This is a genomic window from Anaeromyxobacter diazotrophicus, from assembly GCF_013340205.1.
Taxonomy (GTDB): domain Bacteria; phylum Myxococcota; class Myxococcia; order Myxococcales; family Anaeromyxobacteraceae; genus Anaeromyxobacter_A; species Anaeromyxobacter_A diazotrophicus.
Genome location: NZ_BJTG01000005.1, coordinates 191,883 through 209,175, shown reverse-complemented (window position 1 = coordinate 209,175; position 17,293 = coordinate 191,883). Strand labels below are relative to the sequence as shown.

The following is a 17,293-nucleotide window of genomic DNA, read 5'->3' as shown; positions in this document are numbered from 1 at the left end:
AGGCCCTCCCCCGCCGCGCCCCGGATCGCCTCCGCCCGGACGCCTCGAAGACCCCCACGATGCCCGACGAGACCCTCCCCCCCGCACCGCCTCCCGCGGCCTCGGCGCCGCCGCCGGGCGACGGGCACCGCACGCAGGTCAACATCGAAGACGAGATGCGCAAGTCGTATCTCGACTACTCGATGTCGGTCATCATCGGGCGCGCCCTGCCCGACGTGCGCGACGGCCTCAAGCCCGTGCACCGGCGCATCCTGTACGCGATGCACACCGAGGGGCTGCACCACAACAAGCGCTACTCCAAGTGCGCCGGCGTGGTGGGCGAGGTGCTGAAGAAGTACCACCCGCACGGCGACAGCTCCGTGTACGACGCGCTCGTCCGCCTCGTGCAGGACTGGAACATGCGGTACCCGCTCGTCGACGGGCAGGGCAACTTCGGCTCGGTCGACGGCGACCCCGCCGCCGCCTACCGCTACACCGAGTGCCGCCTCGAGAAGCTGGCCGACTTCCTCCTCGCCGACATCGACAAGGACACGGTCGGCTGGGGCCCGAACTTCGACGACTCCACCCAGGAGCCGCTCGTCCTGCCGGCGCGCTTCCCGAACCTGCTCGTCAACGGCAGCTCCGGCATCGCGGTCGGCATGGCCACCTCCATCCCGCCCCACAACATGGGCGAGGTGGTGGACGCGGCCATCCACCTGGTCCAGAACCCGAAGGCGACCATCCCCGAGCTCATGCGGTTCGTGCCCGGGCCCGACTTCCCCACCGCCGGCATCATCCTCGGCCGCGACGGCATCCGGAAGGCGTACGAGACCGGCCGCGGCAACATCACCGTCCGCGCCCGCGCCGCGATCGAGGTCCACCCCAAGACCGAGCGCGAGGCGATCGTCGTCACCGAGATCCCGTACCAGGTGAACAAGGCGAAGCTCGTCGAGCACATCGCCGACCTCGTCCGCGACAAGAAGCTCGAGGGCATCAGCGACCTGCGCGACGAGTCCTCCCGCGAGGGCATGCGCGTCGTCATCGAGCTGAAGCGCGACGCGGTGGCGCAGGTCGTGCTCAACAACCTCTACGCCCACACCGCGCTCCAGACCGGCTTCGGGGTGACGCTGCTGTCCATCGACGGCGGGCAGCCGCGCATCCTCAACCTGAAGGAGATGCTGGAGCGGTTCGTGGCGCACCGGCGCGACGTCGTCACGCGCCGCACCCGCTACGAGCTGAAGCAGGCGCGCGCCCGCGAGCACATCCTGCTCGGCTACCAGATCGCGCTCGACCACCTCGACGAGATCATCGAGCTCATCAAGAAGGCGGCCGACCGCGAGGCGGCGCGCGACCAGATGATGGCGCGCTTCGGGCTCTCCGAGCTCCAGGCCAAGGCCATCCTCGAGCTGCAGCTGCAGCGCCTCACCGGCCTCGAGCGGCAGAAGATCCTCGACGAGCTGGCCGAGGTGCAGAAGCTCATCGCGCGCCTGAAGGAGATCCTGGCCTCGGAGAAGGTGCTGCTCCAGGTCATCGTCGACGAGCTCAAGGAGGTGCGCCAGCTCTTCGCCGACGAGCGCCGCACCGAGATCCAGGGCGACCCGGGCGACCTCGACCTCGAGGACCTCATCGCCGAGGAGGAGATGGTCGTCACCGTCTCGCACCTCGGGTACGTGAAGCGGAACCCGGTCTCGCTCTACCGCGCCCAGCACCGCGGCGGCCGGGGCAAGACCGGCGCCGGCGCGCGCGAGGAGGACTTCCTCGAGAGCCTCTTCGTCGCCTCGACGCACAGCTACCTGTTCGTCTTCTCCGACAAGGGGAAGGTTTACTGGCTCAAGGTCCACGAGATCCCGCAGGCCTCGCGCGCCGCGCGCGGCAAGCCCATCGTGAACCTGGTCCAGCTCGCCCCCGGCGAGAAGGTGGCCGCCATCCTGCCGGTGCGCCAGCTCCCGGCGCCGCCGGCCGGCGCCGACGAGGTGCTGGACCAGGAGGTGGCGGCGGCCACCGAGGCGGCCGAGAAGGAGGCGGTGGCGGCCGAGCAGGAGTTCGTCTTCCTCGCCACGAGGAAGGGCAGCATCAAGAAGACGCGCCTCGACGCCTTCAGCCGCCCGCGCACGGCCGGCATCATCGCGGTCGGCATCGAGGAGGGCGACGCGCTCATCTCGGCTCGCCTCACCGACGGCCGCTCGCACGTCCTGCTCTCCACCGCGCAGGGCATGGCCATCCGCTTCGAGGAGACCGACGTGCGCGCCACCGGGCGCGGCGCCTACGGCGTGAAGGGCATCACCCTGGCCGACGGCGACGAGGTGGTGTCGGCCGAGGTGGTGGCCCCCGCCCGCGAGGGCGAGCTCGCGCCCACCATCCTCACCGTGACCGCCAACGGCTACGGCAAGCGCACCGAGCTCGGCGAGTACCGCCTCCAGACGCGCGGCGGGAAGGGCATCATCACCATCAAGACCACCGAGCGGAACGGTCCGGTGGTGGCGGCGACCTCGGTCCTCGAGACCGAGGAGGTGATGCTCATCACGAACAAGGGCATGCTCATCCGCATGCCGGCGCGCGGCATCAGCCTCATCGGCCGCAACACCCAGGGCGTCCGGCTCATCACCGTCGAGTCGCGCGAGGAGCAGGTGGCGGGCGTGGCGCGGGTGGCGGAGGGCGAGCCCGAGGTCGAGGGCGCGGCGCCCGCCGACGGCGCCCCGGCGAGCGAGGCCGCCGGCGAGGAGCCGGGCGAGCCCGACGGCGGCGCGGACGGCGGCGAGCCCGAGGGCGGGGACGGGGACGGGGCGTGATCGCGCCTCCGCCGAGCCGGGCGCGCGCCCTGGTCGCGCTCGCGGCCGCGCTCCTCGCCTGCGGCGGGGCGGCGCGGCGGCTCGACGGCGCGAACGCGGCGCGGCGCGCCGGGAAGCCGGCCGAGGCGCTGGCCGGCTACCAGGAGGTGCTCGCCGAGCTGGGCGAGGGGCGGCTGCCGGAGGGCGACGCGGCGCTCCGGCTCAAGGCGCTGCGCGGCGCGGGCGACGTGGCCTACCTCGAGCTCGGCGACTTCACCCAGGCGGTCTCGTACTACCGCCGTGTGGTGGCGCTCTACCCCGGCACCGAGGAGGCCTGGAAGGCGCGCGCCATGACGGGCGACATCTACCTGCAGCGCTTCGGCGACGCGATGGGCGCCATCGCCCAGTGGGCCGACATCGCCCAGGGCGACGCCCCCGAGGCGTCCGCCTACCAGCTCAAGGTGGCGACCGCCTACCTCGACCTGCGCAACTACGAGCAAGCGCGCACCGAGGCGCGGCTGCTGCGCGAGCGCTGGCCCGACTCCGACGTCGCCGACGAGGCGCAGCTCCTCACCGCCCAGGCGTGGGCGCTCGAGAAGCGCAGCGACGAGGCGCAGCGCGCCTTCCAGGCGCTGCTCGAGCGCCGGCCGCGTCCGGAGCTCCGGGCCCGCGCGCTGGAGGGGCAGGCCGGGCTCGCCGCCGACGCCGGCAAGCTCGACCGCGCGCTGGCGCTCTACGAGCAGGCGCTCGACGGCCACCCCCGCCCCGACACCCTCCGGCTCGCGCTCGCCAAGGTGAAGGCGCGGCGCGAGCGCTCGCGCACCTCCGCCCCCGGCGACCGCGCCAGCGCCTTTGGCCATGAGTGACCTCTTCCCCGGGCCCGCGAGCCCGGCGAGCGCAGCCCCAGTGCGAAAGGACCCACCGTGAAGACCGACTACAGCGACAAGCTGTTCGCGAAGGCCAAGGACCTCTTCCCCGGCGGCGTCAACAGCCCCGTCCGCGCGTTCAAGGGCGTGGGCGGGACGCCCCGCTTCATCGCCAAGGGTCGCGGCTCGCGGATGTGGGACGTGGACGGGAACGCCTACCTCGACTACGTCGGCTCCTGGGGGCCGCTCATCCTCGGTCACTGCCACTCCGACGTGATGCAGGCGGTGCAGGACGCGCTGAAGGAGGGCTCGAGCTTCGGCGCCCCCAGCCCGCGCGAGATCCGGCTCGGCGAGCTGGTGCGGCAGCGCATGCCTTGGCTCGAGCGGATGCGCTTCTGCTCCTCCGGCACCGAGGCCACCACCGCCGCCATCCGGCTGGCGCGCGGCTTCACCGGGCGCGACGACCTCCTCAAGTTCGACGGCTGCTACCACGGCGCGGGCGACCCGCTGCTCGTGAAGGCGGGCTCGGGCGTCGAGACGCTCGGCCTCCCCGACTCGCCCGGCGTGCCGGCGGACCTCGCGAAGCACACGCTCACCTTGCCCTGGAACGACCTCGCCGCGGTGGAGCGGCTCTTCGAGAAGACCGGGAAGACCATCGCCGCCGTCATCACCGAGCCGGTGGTGGGCAACATGGGCGTGCTCGTCCCGAAGCCCGGCTTCCTCGAGGGGCTGGCCCGGATCTGCAAGGCGCACGGCGCGCTGTTCATCGTGGACGAGGTGATGACCGGGTTCAGGCTCGCGATGGGCGGCGCCTGCGGGCTCTACGGCCTCCGGCCCGACCTCGTCACCTTCGGGAAGGTGATCGGCGGCGGCCTGCCGGTGGGCGCCTTCGGCGGGCGCGCCGACGTGATGGAGAAGATCGCGCCGGCCGGCCCGGTCTACCAGGCGGGCACGCTCTCCGGGAACCCGCTCGCCATGGCGGCCGGGACCGCCACCCTCTCCGAGCTCTCCGAGGCGACCTACCGCAAGCTGGAGCAGCTCTCGGCCGACCTGGCCGCGGGCCTGGCGGAGGCGGCCGCCGCGGCGGGCGCCGCGGTGCAGGTGAACCGCGTCGGGTCGATGCTGACGGTCTTCTTCTCCGGCGAGCCGGTCTTCGACGCGGCGAGCGCCCGCAAGTGCGACGCGAAGCGCTTCGGCCGCTTCTTCCACGCCATGCTGGAGCGCGGGGTCTACCTGCCGCCGTCGCAGTTCGAGGCGGCCTTCGTCTCGGCGGCCCACTCGCCGGAGGACATCCGGACCACGATCGCGGCGGCGCGCGAGGCCTTCCAGGAGGCGGTGCGGGGCGCCTGAGCCATTGACGCGTTTTGTCGCGCCTGCTATACGGCTCTGCCCTCCCGGAGCGCGGAAACACAAGGGATTCGGGCCCCGGCCGCACGCGGGAGCCCGGGGGCGCGGCCCGCCGCGGAGCTGCGGCGGGCCATCGGAGGCGAAGCGTGCCCGACAGCGACGACAAGGATCGCCGGGGTCCGCCAGACGAGGGGCTGTCGAACCTCGCCGACGCCTACCGCAAGGCGGCGCCGTACATGGGCGCCTCGACGCAGCTGGTCGCGTCGGTGGGGCTCATGACCGCGCTCGGCTGGTGGGGTGACAAGAAGCTGGGCCACACGACGCCGTGGCTCCTGCTCGTCGGCGCGGGCGTCGGGATGCTGGTGGGATTCGTGAGCTTCTTCAAGACCGTGCTGGGGAAGAAGGACCCTTGACGCGCCAGCTCGCCGTCGCGGCCGCCGCGGCCGGTCTCGCCCTCGCGCTCTGCGCCGTCGCCGGCGGGGACGCCGCGCGCCGCGCCGCGCTGGTCGGCGCCGCGTCGGCCAGCGCCACCGCGCTCGGCTCGCTCCTCGCCATGGGCCGCTTCGCCGGCGGGCGGAGCCCGGTGAAGGCCGCGCTGGCCGTCATGGTGATCGCCTTCCTGTTCCGCATCCTGGTGGTCGCGCTCGGCACGGTGCTCGTGGTCCGCACCGGCGGCAGCGTGGTCGCCTTCGTGGTCGCCTTCTTCGTGCCGTACTTCTTCTTCGCCGCCGTCGAGGCCTGGTACGTCGCCAGCCTCGGCCGCGGCTCCGGGACCCCCGCATGACGAGCCTCTTCGCCCCCTTCGCCCTCGCCCTGGCGCTCGCGCAGGCCGCGCCCGAGCCGGCCGCGCACGCCGACCGCCCGGGCGAGCCGGCCGAGCACGGCACGGTGGCCGCGCCCGAGCACGGCGCCCCCGCCGGCGAGCACGGCGCCGCGGGCGAGCACGCGGCCGCCGGCGGCCACGAGGGCGGCCACTCGCTGCCCGAGGTGATGATGCACCACGTCGCGAACGGCGAGGTGCTCGAGCTGCCCGGCGTCTGCGAGGGCGAGTTCCGGTGGAACTGCGAGGTGAACCTGCGCGAGCTCACCGGCGGCGGCTGGCTGCTCCACCTCGGCGGGCTCACCGTCGACATGACCCCCTCGAAGCACGTGGTCATGCTGTGGGTGGGGGCGATCGTGCTCCTGCTCGTCTTCGGCACCGCCGGGCGGCGGCGCGCGCTGGTGCCGCGCGGCTTCTACAACTTCCTCGAGCTGCTGGTGCAGTTCGTCCGCGACATCGCCGTCTCGAACATCGGCAAGCGCGACGCCGACCGGTTCGTGCCCTACCTCTGCTCGGCCTTCTTCTTCATCCTGGTCCTGAACCTGCTCGGCCTGGTGCCGTTCCTGGCGACCGCCACCGCCAACGTCTCGGTGACGGTGGGCCTCGCGCTCTTCACCTTCTTCGTCACCCAGTACGCGGCGATCCGCGCCCAGGGCGTGGGCGGCTACCTCGCCCACCTCACCGGCGGCGTGCCGAAGTCGCTCGCCTGGCTGTGGCCCATCATGATCCCGGTCGAGTTCCTGGGGCTCTTCACGAAGCCCTTCGCCCTCACCGTCCGTCTCTTCGCCAACATGGTGGCGGGCCACTTCGTCATCCTGGCGCTGCTCGGCCTCATCTTCTCCATCTCGATCTTCGTCGCCCCGGCCTCGGTGGCGCTCGCGCTCGCCATCTTCATGCTCGAGCTCTTCGTCGCCTTCGTGCAGGCCTACATCTTCACCATGCTGTCGGCGCTCTTCATCGGCGCCGGGCTCGTGCACCACGGGAACGAGGAGCACGGCGAGGCCGGCGAGCACGGCCACGCGGGCCCCGGCATGGGCTCGCAGGATCACGCTTCTCACGCGGACGGGAAGGCTCCCGCCCACGGGTAGTCGAGCGCGGTACGCGCCACGGGACCACGGCGGCCCGTCCAAGAACCCGCCCCACGCCTCACGGAGTCAGTGAAATGACCAGCCTCGCACTCGGTTACCTCGCCGCCGGCCTCGGCGCCGGCATGTCCGTCATCGGCGTCGGCCTCGGCATCGGCAAGCTCGCCGCCGCCGCCCTGGAGGGCTCGGCCCGCCAGCCGACCGCCGCCGCCGACATCCGCACCTCGATGATCATCGCGGCCGCCCTCATCGAAGGCGCCACGCTGTTCGCCATCGTGGTCTGCCTGCTCCTCGCCATCAACAAGTAGCCGGCCGCCCGCACCGCCTCGACCCGCACCTCTCACGGAGCTCTCAGATGAACACCGTCATCACGCCGGTCCTCGCCGCGGGGATCTTGGACCTGAACCCGGGGCTCACGCTCTGGACCGCCATCACCTTCCTGGTCCTGATCGTCGTGCTGGGGAAGTTCGCCTGGGGCCCCATCGTCAAGATGCTGGATGAGCGCGAGCGGACCATCCGCGACGCCATCGAGCAGGCGAAGAAGGAGCGGGCCGAGGCGGAGAAGATGCTCGCCGAGCAGAAGGCCTCGCTGGCCGGGGCGCAGCGTGAGGCGCAGGCCATGGCCCAGCGCTCGAAGGCCGAGGTGGAGGCGCTCCGCACGGAGCTCACCGCCCGCGCCCGCAAGGAGGCGGACGACCTCGTCGCCCAGGCGCGCCAGCAGATCCAGGACGAGAAGGCCAAGGCGGTGGCCGAGCTGCGCGGCCAGGTGGCCGACCTCGCCATCGACGCCGCGCGCCGCCTCATCCAGTCGTCGCTCGACGAGAAGTCGCAGCGGAAGCTCGTCGAGGAGTACATCGCGCAGCTCCCCGAGCGCGCGGCGTAGAGATGGGGGGGCCGTTCCGGCCCCCCATACCCCCCGCTCGCTCCGGGCTGGCCTCCTCCGGCCAGCCCTGCGCTCGCACGCAGGCCCCGCCCGCCGGGGCCTTTTTCGTTAGAAGGAACGCACCATGGCGCTCGGCATCGGCATCGTCGGCCTCCCCAACGTCGGGAAGTCGACCCTCTTCAACGCGCTCTCCGGCTCGGCCAAGGCGCAGGCCGCCAACTACCCGTTCTGCACCATCGACCCGAACGTCGGGGTCGTGCCGGTGCCGGACGAGCGGCTCGCGAAGCTGGCCCGGCTCTTCCAGCCGAAGAAGACCACCCCCACCACCCTCGAGTTCGTGGACATCGCCGGCCTCGTCGCCGGCGCCTCGAAGGGCGAGGGGCTCGGGAACCAGTTCCTGTCGCACATCCGGCAGGTGGACGCGGTGGCCCACGTGCTGCGCTGCTTCGACGATCCGGACGTGGTGCACGTGGCGGGCAAGGTCGACCCGCGCGGCGACCGCGACGTGGTCGAGACCGAGCTCATGCTGAAGGACCTCGAGTCGGTCGAGAAGCGGCGCGAGCGGGCACAGAAGAACGCCAAGGCGCCCGGGAAGCCGGGCGAGCTCGCCAAGGCGGAGCTGGCGGCGCTGGAGCGGGTCAAGGCGGGCCTGGAGCAGGGGAAGCCGGTCCGCGCCCAGAAGCTCTCCGAGGACGACCGGGCCGCCATCGCCGACCTGTTCCTCCTCACCAGCAAGCCGGTCATCTACGTGGCCAACGTGGACGAGGCGCAGCTCGCCCGCGCCGGCGAGGACCCGCGGGTGCAGGCGGTGAAGGCGCTCGCGGCCGAGGAGGGCTACGAGGCGGTGGTGCTGTGCGGCAAGGTCGAGGCCGAGATCGCCGAGCTGCCCGAGGCGGAGCGGATCGAGTTCCTCCGCGAGCTGGGCCTCACCTCTCCAGGGCTGAACCTCCTGGTGCACGCCGGCTACCGCGAGCTCGGCCTCATCACCTTCCTCACCGCCGGCGAGGACGAGTGCCGCGCCTGGACCGTGAAGGAGGGCGCCCGCGCCCCGCAGGCGGCCGGCGTCATCCACACCGATTTCGAGCGCGGCTTCATCAAGGCCGAGGTGATGCGGGTGGAGGACCTGCTCACGCTCGGCAGCGAGCACGCGGTCCGCGAGAAGGGCCTCATGCGCGTCGAGGGCAAGGAGTACGTCGTCCAGGACGGCGACGTGATGCACTTCAGGTTCAATGTCTGAACGGGGGCTACCGGCCCCGCCCCGCCGCTGACCCTCCCGCGCGTGCCGTCGCGGCGGCGTGCCGCCTCGCCCGCCGCCGCCGCGCCGCGAGCTGGGCCGCCAGCGCCAGCGCGGCCATCATGCTCTTCTCGCTCGCCTTCCACTTCCCGGCGAGGTCGTAGGCGACGCCGTGATCCGGGCTGGTGCGGACGATGGGGAGCCCGAGCGTCACGTTCACCGCCGCGTCCGAGAGCACGGCGTCGAGCAGCTTCACCGGGATGAGCCCCTGGTCGTGGTAGAGCGCGATCACCGCGTCGAACTCGCCCGCCGCCGCCCGCCCGAAGACGCTGTCGGCGGGGTACGGGCCGCTCGCGTCGAGGCCGAGGCGCCGGGCGCGGGCGAGCGCCGGCGCCACCAGCCGCCGCTCCTCGTCCCCGAAGGCCCCGCCCTCGCCGGCGTGCGGGTTCATGGCGCAGACGGCGAGGCGCGGCTTCGCGATCCCGAAGTCGCCGCGCATGGCCGCCGCGGTCACGGTGAGCGTCTGCAGGAGGCCCCCCGCGCTCACCGCGCGCGGCACCCGGGCGAGCTGCAGGTGGTTCGTGACGAGCGCCACGCGCAGCCGGCGCCCGGCCAGCATCATCACCGAGCGCGGGGCGCCGGTGCGCGCCTCGAGCCACTCGGTGTGGCCGACGAAGTGGCGGTCGGCGAGCTGGACCTGCGCCTTCGAGACCGGCGCGGTGCAGAGCGCGTCGGCCGCGCCGCTCGCCACCGCCTGGTAGGCGGCCTCGAAGTAGGCGAGCTGGGCCGGGCCGCCGGCGCGGGCCGGCTTCCCGGGGAGCGCCGCGGCGCGGGCGAGCCGGGTCACCTCGACGAGCGCGCCGCCGGCCGGGAGCGCCTCGCCCAGCGCCACGGTGGGCAGCGCCAGCCGGGCGCGCCGGGCCGCCGCCGCGAACACGGCGGCGTCGCCGTAGACGTACGGCACGAGCGCGCCGCGCAGGCGCGCCAGCGCGCGCGCGGTCACCTCCGCGCCGATGCCGGAGGGATCGCCCATGCTGATCGCGATGCGGATGGCCATGGCGGCGGAGCGTAGCACGCGCCCGTCGGGCCGCGCGGCGGGAGGCGCTTCGCGAGCCGGCGGAGGCCGGCGCGAAGCGCGAAGGGCCCCGCCGAGCTGGGGTGGGGCCCCGACGGCTTTGCCGGCGGGGCGGGGGCGCAGCCCCCGATCGATCAATCCGCCTTCAGCTCCGGCAGCTTGATGTCGAGCACCGCGTCCTTCTTGAGCTCGGCGATGAACTGGCTCCGGTAGCGATCGGCCTGCTCGTTCATGAGCCGGTCCCGGATCTCCTCCTTCACCTCGGCCAGCGGCCGCGGGCCGCCGCCGCGCCGCTCCTCGACCTGGAGGATCTGGTAGCCGCTGCGCGTCCGCACCGGGTCGGAGATCTGGCCCTGCTGCATCCCGAAGGCGGCCTTCTCCACCTCCGGCTGGACCGTGCCGCGGCGCAGCCAGCCGAGCTCGCCGCCCTCGCTCGCGCTCGGCCCCTCGGAGGCCTGCCGCGCCAGGAGCCCGAACTCCTCGCCGCGCCGCAGCCGCGCCACGAGCTTCTCCGCCCGCTCGCGCACCCGCGCCACCTCGGCCGGCCCGGCGCCCTCGGGCAGGGCGAGGAAGATGTGGCGGACGCGGACCTCCTCGTCGGAGCGGAACTCCTGGGGGTGCGTCTGCCAGTAGTTCTGCACGTCCTCGTCCGAGACCTTCACCTTGTTCTTGATCTTGAGCTGGATGATCCGCATCGACTCGAGGTCGCGCTTCACCGCCTTGCGGTAGGCGGCGCGGTCCATCCCCTGGGTGGCGAGCGCCTCCTCCAGGCGGGCGTCGTCGAGGTGGTTGCGCTTCTTCACGTCGTCGATGACCTGATCCACCTCGGCCTCGCTGACCTCGACGCCCAGCGCGGCCACCTGGGCCCCGAAGAGCTTCTCGGCCAGCAGGTTGTCGAAGGCCTGCTGCAGGACGCGCGCCCGGGCGCGCTCGCGGGCCGGGCCGGCCGGCTCGGCGTCGGCGCGGCGCAGGTCTGCGCCCGCCCGCTCCTCCAGCTCGCCCAGCGTGATGACGTCGCCGTTCACCACCGCGGCCACGCGGTCGAGGACGACGCCGGGCGCGGCCGGCGCCGCGGGCGCGGCCGCGGGCGGCGGGGCGGCGGCCGGCGCGGGCGCCGCCGCGGCGAGGAGGAGGGCGAGGATCATGAGGCGCATTGTACGCGGAGCGGGCCCGCGCCGTCAGCGCGCAGGTCGGCGGCTCAGGGCGCGACCGCGCCCAGCGCCTGCTCGTCGACGTGGATCTTCGCCCGGGCGCGCAGCGCGGCCAGGTACTCCTCCTGGGCGCGGGCGCGCTTCTCGCGCACCAGCCGCTCCTGGATGGCCGGCCGCACCTCGTCGAGCGGGCGCCGCTGCGCCGGGCGGCGCGCGGTGACCTTGAACAGGTGGAAGCCGTACGGCGACGGCGTCACCTGCGAGACCGCCTGCAGCGGCAGGGCGAAGCAGGTGTCGAAGACCTCGGGCATGCCCGAGGCCTTGCCGAACCAGCCCAGGTCGCCGCCCTCCTTCGCCTCCGGGCCCATCGAGGCGCGGCGCGCCACCTCGGCGAAGCTCTGCGGGCGCCGGCGCACCTCGTCCCGGAGCTTCTGCGCCTCCTCGCGGGTGCGGACGACGATCTGCGAGGCGCGCACCTGCTGCGGCTGCTCGAACTCCTGCGGGTGCTCGGCGTAGTAGCGGGCGACCTCCGCCGGGTCCACCTGCGCCTTCGGGAAGACCTGCTCGGCGAAGAGCCGCTCCACCGTGAGCTGGTCGCGCAGCTTCGCCTTGAGCTCGGCCTCGCTCGTGCGCTCCTCGGCGAGCAGGTCGTCGAAGTGCGAGCCGGTGTACTCGCTGCGCACGCGCAGGAGCGCCCGCTCGACCTGGTCCTGTCCGATCGCGATCGAGCGCGCCTTCGCCTCCTGCAGGAGGAGCGCGCGGTCGATCGCGTCGTCGAGCAGCCGCCGGCGCAGCACGCCGTCGGGCGAGCCGCCCTCGCCGCCCTGGGCGCGGGCGTGGTCGAGCTCCCGGCGCAGCGCCTCGGCCGAGATGGGCTCGCCGTCCACCGTCGCCACCGGCTTCGGACCGGCGGCGGCGGAGCGGTCGCCCCCGCGTCCGCAGCCGGCGGCGAGGCCGGCTGCGGCGAGGGCGGCGAGGGTGAGGGCTGCGGGGCGCAACGCGCTCCTCCGGGCGTCGCGCGCCTACCGGGCCGGCGCCGGCGCGGCGGGCGCCGGGGTCGCGGTGGCCGCGCCCGGGCGCTGGGGCATCGCGCCGTGCGGCGCGCCGCCCATGGGGCCGCCCATCATCGCGCCGCCCATCATCCCGCCCATGGCGCCGCCCGCGGGGGCGGCCGCGACGGCGACCTTCTCGAGCTCCTGGTCGTTCACCTGGATGTGGGCGTCCTCGCGCAGCTTCTTCACGAACTCGTCGAAGTCCTTGGTCTTCTTCTGGCTCGAGAGGCGGGCCGCGATCTGGGGCTTCACCTCCTCGAAGGTGCGGTTCATCTCCGGCTGGCGGCCCAGCGCGCGGACGAGGTGCAGGCCGTGCGCGCCCTCCACCACCACCGGCGAGGTCTCGTTGTCCTTCAGCTTGAGCGCCGCGTCGGCGAACGCCTTGCCGTAGGCCTGCGTGAGCTCGGCCTCGGTCTTGAGGGCGAGGTCGCCGCCCACCTGCTTCGTCGCCTCGTCCTCGGAGGCCTCGCGCGCGGCGGTCGAGAGCGCCGTCGGGTTCTTCTTCTCGTCGACGAGGACCTTGGCGAGGAGCTTCTTCGCCTCGGCCGCCTTCTTGGCGCGCTCCGGGCTGCCCGGCTCGGCCTTGAAGAACACGTGCGCCAGGTGGACGCGCGCCGGGCGGTGATACTCGTCGGGGTGCTCGTCGTAGTACTTCTGCACCTCGGCGTCGGGCACGCCCTTGGCGGCGCCCGGGTCCTGCTGGAAGAAGCGCTGGTAGTACTTCGACACCATCACCTTCTTCAGCGTGAACTGGACGTCCGGGTCGTTCGCGAGGCCCTCCTTCTCGGCCGCCTTCGCCAGCAGCTCGAACCGGATCATGTTGTCGAGGAACTGCTTCTTCCGGTCGGCGCTCTGGAAGCTGGCGCGGATCATCGGCGACTGCTCGTCGAGGCGGGCCTTGAGCTCGTCGGCGGTGATGGTGACGCCGCCGCCCGAGGCGACGACCGGGCCCTTCTTGGCGGGGCCCTTCGAGCAGGCCAGCGCAGCCGCGAGCGCGAGGACGAGAGAGGCTCTACGGAACATGGGTCGATGCTCCTGTGGTGGGTGAGGAAGTGGCGACCCCCTGAAACGCGCGGTCCGGCCGGCTTGTTCCGGCGGCCGGCCCGGGTGGGGCGGGGCCGGCAACAAAAAGCACAGTCCGGTCAAGGGATCAACTAAGCGCGCGGCCGCGGCGGGCATGAGCCCGCGCTCCGCGCCCCGGCCCGGCGTCAGCTCGCCACCTTCGCCAGCTCGGCGAGGACGGTCCGCACGCCGAGGAGGAGCTCACGCCCCTGCGCCGCCTCCTGCGCCGGGGTGAGGCCGGCCGGCGCGGCGGCTGGGGCCGGGCGCGCCTGCGCGATCGCCTTCTGCATGGCGGCCTGCACCGCCTGGGCGCGCGCCGCCTTGGCGGCGGCCGCGGTCGGGCGCGGCGCGGTGGTCGCGGCGGGCGCCTTCGCGGCCGCCGGCGCCCGGAGCTTGCCGTCCGGCGCGACGTGGGCGACGAGCTTCATGTCCGGGGTGAGCCGGAGCGCGCCCTGGCTCGCCTGGACCCGCTTCGCGAGCTGGAAGGCGTCGAGCGCGGCCGCGTCGCCGAGCGTGAACACGATCCGGCCCGGCCCCGCCTCGAGCCCCCGGATGCGCAGCGCGCGCAGCCGCACCTTCACCTGCATCACCGCCTGCAGCGCGTCCACCTCGTCCGGCGGGTCGCCGTAGCGGTCCACGATCTCGGCCCGGATCTCGTCCAGCTCCTCGTCGGTGCCGGCCTGTGCGAAGCGCTTGTAGAAGTAGAGGCGCTGGTGCACGTCCGGCATGTAGGGGTCGGGGATGAAGGCGGGGAGCGGCAGCTGGACGTCGGGGTCGATGTCCTCCCGCGGCGCCTCGCCCTTGAGCTCCCGCACCGCCTCCTCCAGCATCTGCGCGTAGAGGTCGAAGCCGATGGCCTCGATGTGGCCGGACTGATCCTTGCCGAGCAGGTTGCCGGCGCCGCGGATCTCGAGGTCGTGGCTCGCGATCTTGAACCCGGCCCCGAGCTCGCTGAAGCGCTGCAGCACCTCGAGCCGCTTCTGCGCGTCCTTCGTCACCGGCCGGCGCGCCGGCACGAGCAGGTAGGCGTAGGCGCGCTCGCGGCTGCGGCCGACGCGGCCGCGGATCTGGTAGAGCTGCGCCAGGCCGAAGTGGTCGGCGCGGTTCACGATGATGGTGTTCGCCGCCGGGATGTCGAGGCCGCTCTCGATGATCGAGGTGGCGAGCAGCACGTCGAGCTCCCGCTCCACGAACCGGCCCATCACCTGCTCGAGCTTGTGCTGGCCCATCTGCCCGTGCGCGACCCCGACGCGCGCCTTGGGCACGAGGTCGTGCAGGAACTTCTCCATGGCCGCGATCGACCGGACGCGGTTGTGGACGAAGTAGACCTGCCCGCCGCGCCGCAGCTCCTGCTCGATCGCCTCCTTCACCGCCAGCGGATCGAACTTCATCACGAAGGTGCGGATGGCGCGCCGGTCCTCCGGCGGGGTGGCGATGATGGAGAGGTCGCGCGCGCCGGCCAGGCTCATGTGCAGGGTGCGCGGGATGGGCGTCGCGGTGAGGGTGAGCACGTCGACGAGCTTGCGCAGCTTCTTGAGGCGCTCCTTGTGCGCGACGCCGAAGCGCTGCTCCTCGTCCACCACGATGAGCCCGAGGTCCTTGAAGGAGACGTCGGCGGCGAGCAGCCGGTGCGTGCCGACGACGACGTCCACCTTGCCCGCCGCGACGTCCTTCAGCACGGCGCGGATCTCGTCCCCCTCCTTCATGCGGGAGAGCGCCTCGATGCGCACCGGATAGCCCTTGAAGCGCTCGCGGAAGTTGCGCTCGTGCTGCGCGGCGAGGACGGTGGTGGGGACGAGGATCGCCACCTGCTTCTTCGAGAGCACCGCCAGCATGGCGGCGCGCATCGCCACCTCGGTCTTGCCGTAGCCGACGTCGCCGCAGACCAGGCGGTCCATGGGAGGCTTCGTACCGGGGGGATGAAGCCCCCCCGGACCCCCCGCTCGCTCCTGGCCAGGCTTCTCCGCCTGCCCCTGCGCTCGCCGGCCGGTCATGTCGGCCAGCACGTCCTCGATGGCCTTCGCCTGGTCGGGGGTGGGCTCGTACGGGAACTCGGCCTCGAACTCGCGGTAGATCTCGTCCGGCTCCTTGAAGCCGAAGCCGGGGTGGGCGGAGCGGGCGGCGTACAGGTCGAGCAGCTCGGCCGCCATCTTGAGGAGCTGCTCCTTCACCCGCGCCTTGCGCAGCGCGAAGGAGCTGCCGCCCAGCCGGTCGAGCCGCATCGCCTCGGGCGAGGCGCCGGTGAACTTCTGGACCTGCCGCAGCTTCGAGACCGGCAGGTAGAGCCGGTCGGCGCCCTCGTAGGCGAGGACGAGGAAGTCGCCCTCCACCCCGCGGATCTGCATCTTGGTGAGGCCCTGGTAGCGGGCGATGCCGTGCTCGACGTGGACGACCAGGTCGCCCTCGTTGAGCTCGCGGAAGGCGGCGGCGAAGGTGTTCTCGAGCTTGGTGGCGCGGGCGCGCTTCTTCACCCGCCGGCCGAAGATCTCCTCGTCGGAGAGGAGCGCCAGCCGCGCCGGCGGGTCCACGAACCCGCCGGACACCTCGCCCAGGAGGAGGTGCGCGTGCACGCCGGGGTCGTAGAGCGCGGCCGGGTCGCCGAGCGGCCCGTCGTGCCAGCGCGCCGCCATGCGCCGGTCCTCGAGCAGGCGCTTCAGCCGGTCGGCGGCGGAGCGCGAGGAGCAGGCGACCACCGCGGCGAGGCCGCGCTTGCGCCAGTCCTCGAGGCGGCGGGAGAGCGGCGCCAGCGCGCCCTCGTCGCCGTGCGCCCCCTGGATCTCGCCGCGCAGCGAGGCGGTGTCGCCGAAGTCGAAGCGGAGCGGCTCCCCGGCGCCGAGCCAGACGCCGTGCCGCCGCACCACCGGCCGGGCGGCGAGCGCCGCCTCCGCCTCCGCCGCGGCCAGGAAGTGCGCCCGCGGCGGCAGGGCGAGGTCGTCGCGCCCAAGCGTCGCCTGGTGCTCGCGGGCGAGCTCGGCCTCGAGCTCCGAGAGCGCGCCCGACACCGCCTCGGCGCCGTCCACCCAGCACACGACCTCGGCCGGCAGGTAGTCGAAGAGGGTGGCGAGGCCGCCGGGGTGGAAGCCGGGGAGGAGCGCCTCCAGGCCGAAGAAGGGGGTGCCGGCGTCGATGGCCTCGAGCACCTCGCGCACGCGGGAGGTGGGGCGGTCCACCTGCTCGGCCGCCTCGCGCACCGCCGCCTTGGCGGCCTCGCGCGCCTCGTCGGTGAAGAGCGCCTCGCGCGCCGGGCCGACCGTGACCTCGGCCACCTCGCCCAGCGTCCGCTGGCCCTCCGCCTCGAAGGCGCGGACGCTCTCGATCTCGTCGCCGAACAGCTCGAGCCGGACCGGCTTCTCCTCGAGCGGGCTCCACAGGTCGATGATGCCGCCGCGGACGGCGAAGGTGCCCGGGTCCTCCACCAGCGGCACCCGCGTGTACCCGATGCTGACGAGCTTCGCGGCCAGCGCCTCGCGGTCGACGCTGACGCCCTTCCCCAGGAGCTCGGTGTAGCGCTCGAAGACCGCCCGCGGCACCATCCGGCGCGCCAGCGCCCGCGCCGAGACCACCACCGCCTTGACCGACGAGGGCGCGAGGAAGAGCCGCCCCAGCGCCGCCAGCCGGTCCATCTCCAGGGCGCGGTCCGGCGACAGGTCGTCGTAGGGCAGCACCGGATCCGCCGGGAGGCGCAGCACCGCCGGCGGATCGCCGGCCGCGCCCCCGAGGAAGAAGCCGAGGTCCCGGGCCAGCTCGTCCGCCTCGTCCTCGCCGGGCGTCACCGCCAGGAGGAGCTTCGCGCCGGCGCCCCGCGAGCGGCCGAGGAGCTCCTTCGCCACCCAGCCGCGCGCGGCGGCGGAGAGGCCGGTCACATCGGCCGCGCGGCGGCTGGCGAGCGCTTCGAGGAGGTCCTTCGGCGTCGCGGCGGCGGGGCCGCGCTCGGCGTCGCTCTGGGGAAAGGCCACGGGGGGCGGCATCTT

Annotated in this window: 14 protein-coding genes; 9 read left to right on the top strand and 5 right to left on the bottom strand. The window is 73.6% G+C overall.

Going from position 1 to position 17,293, the window contains the following annotated elements:
* Positions 1-59 precede the first annotated feature (59 nt).
* The 9 genes from gyrA (at position 60) to ychF (ending at position 8,985) form a co-directional block, all read left to right on the top strand.
* Entirely contained in the window at positions 60-2,768 is a 2,709-nt protein-coding gene (gene gyrA / locus HWY08_RS12125; RefSeq protein ID WP_176065470.1) for a DNA gyrase subunit A, read from the top strand.
* Positions 2,765-3,613, top strand: a complete 849-nt coding sequence (locus HWY08_RS12120; protein WP_235969594.1) for a tetratricopeptide repeat protein — start codon at positions 2,765-2,767, stop codon at positions 3,611-3,613. Before gyrA ends, HWY08_RS12120 begins: the two co-directional genes overlap by 4 nt.
* A gap of 57 nt (positions 3,614-3,670) precedes the next feature.
* Complete coding sequence (gene hemL, locus HWY08_RS12115) at positions 3,671-4,963, top strand: glutamate-1-semialdehyde 2,1-aminomutase (RefSeq protein WP_176065468.1); 1,293 nt, start codon at positions 3,671-3,673, stop codon at positions 4,961-4,963.
* A gap of 143 nt (positions 4,964-5,106) precedes the next feature.
* Positions 5,107-5,373, top strand: coding sequence for an AtpZ/AtpI family protein (locus HWY08_RS12110; RefSeq protein ID WP_176065466.1), 267 nt, complete (start codon positions 5,107-5,109; stop codon positions 5,371-5,373).
* On the top strand, positions 5,370-5,744 hold the full coding sequence (locus HWY08_RS12105; protein WP_176065464.1) for a hypothetical protein: 375 nt from the start codon (positions 5,370-5,372) through the stop codon (positions 5,742-5,744). The genes HWY08_RS12110 and HWY08_RS12105 overlap by 4 nt, the downstream gene beginning before the upstream one ends.
* Positions 5,741-6,868, top strand: a complete 1,128-nt coding sequence (atpB, locus tag HWY08_RS12100) for a F0F1 ATP synthase subunit A (RefSeq protein ID WP_176065462.1) — start codon at positions 5,741-5,743, stop codon at positions 6,866-6,868. The genes HWY08_RS12105 and atpB overlap by 4 nt, the downstream gene beginning before the upstream one ends.
* A gap of 74 nt (positions 6,869-6,942) precedes the next feature.
* Complete coding sequence (atpE, locus tag HWY08_RS12095; RefSeq protein ID WP_176065460.1) at positions 6,943-7,173, top strand: ATP synthase F0 subunit C; 231 nt, start codon at positions 6,943-6,945, stop codon at positions 7,171-7,173.
* A gap of 47 nt (positions 7,174-7,220) precedes the next feature.
* Positions 7,221-7,748, top strand: a complete 528-nt coding sequence (atpF, locus tag HWY08_RS12090; RefSeq protein ID WP_176065458.1) for a F0F1 ATP synthase subunit B — start codon at positions 7,221-7,223, stop codon at positions 7,746-7,748.
* Positions 7,749-7,872: 124 nt separating this feature from the next.
* Positions 7,873-8,985 carry a redox-regulated ATPase YchF gene (ychF, locus tag HWY08_RS12085; protein ID WP_176065456.1) on the top strand — a complete coding sequence of 371 codons (1,113 nt, stop codon included), beginning with the start codon at positions 7,873-7,875 and terminating at the stop codon, positions 8,983-8,985.
* A gap of 7 nt (positions 8,986-8,992) precedes the next feature.
* Here the strand turns inward: ychF and pdxA are convergent, their stop codons facing one another.
* The 5 genes from pdxA to HWY08_RS12060 all read right to left on the bottom strand — a co-directional run bounded on the left by pdxA (position 8,993) and on the right by HWY08_RS12060 (position 17,278).
* On the bottom strand, positions 8,993-10,039 hold the full coding sequence (gene pdxA / locus HWY08_RS12080) for a 4-hydroxythreonine-4-phosphate dehydrogenase PdxA (protein WP_176065454.1): 1,047 nt from the start codon (positions 10,037-10,039) through the stop codon (positions 8,993-8,995).
* Positions 10,040-10,191: 152 nt separating this feature from the next.
* Positions 10,192-11,202: a peptidylprolyl isomerase gene (locus tag HWY08_RS12075; RefSeq protein WP_176065452.1), complete on the bottom strand. Its 1,011-nt coding sequence runs from the start codon at positions 11,200-11,202 to the stop codon at positions 10,192-10,194.
* Between the two features lie 53 nt (positions 11,203-11,255).
* Positions 11,256-12,206: a peptidylprolyl isomerase gene (locus tag HWY08_RS12070; RefSeq protein ID WP_176065450.1), complete on the bottom strand. Its 951-nt coding sequence runs from the start codon at positions 12,204-12,206 to the stop codon at positions 11,256-11,258.
* Positions 12,207-12,230: 24 nt separating this feature from the next.
* Positions 12,231-13,283: a peptidyl-prolyl cis-trans isomerase gene (locus HWY08_RS12065; RefSeq protein ID WP_176065449.1), complete on the bottom strand. Its 1,053-nt coding sequence runs from the start codon at positions 13,281-13,283 to the stop codon at positions 12,231-12,233.
* 185 nt (positions 13,284-13,468) lie between these two features.
* On the bottom strand, positions 13,469-17,278 hold the full coding sequence (locus HWY08_RS12060) for a transcription-repair coupling factor (RefSeq protein ID WP_235969593.1): 3,810 nt from the start codon (positions 17,276-17,278) through the stop codon (positions 13,469-13,471).
* Positions 17,279-17,293: the final 15 nt, after the last annotated feature.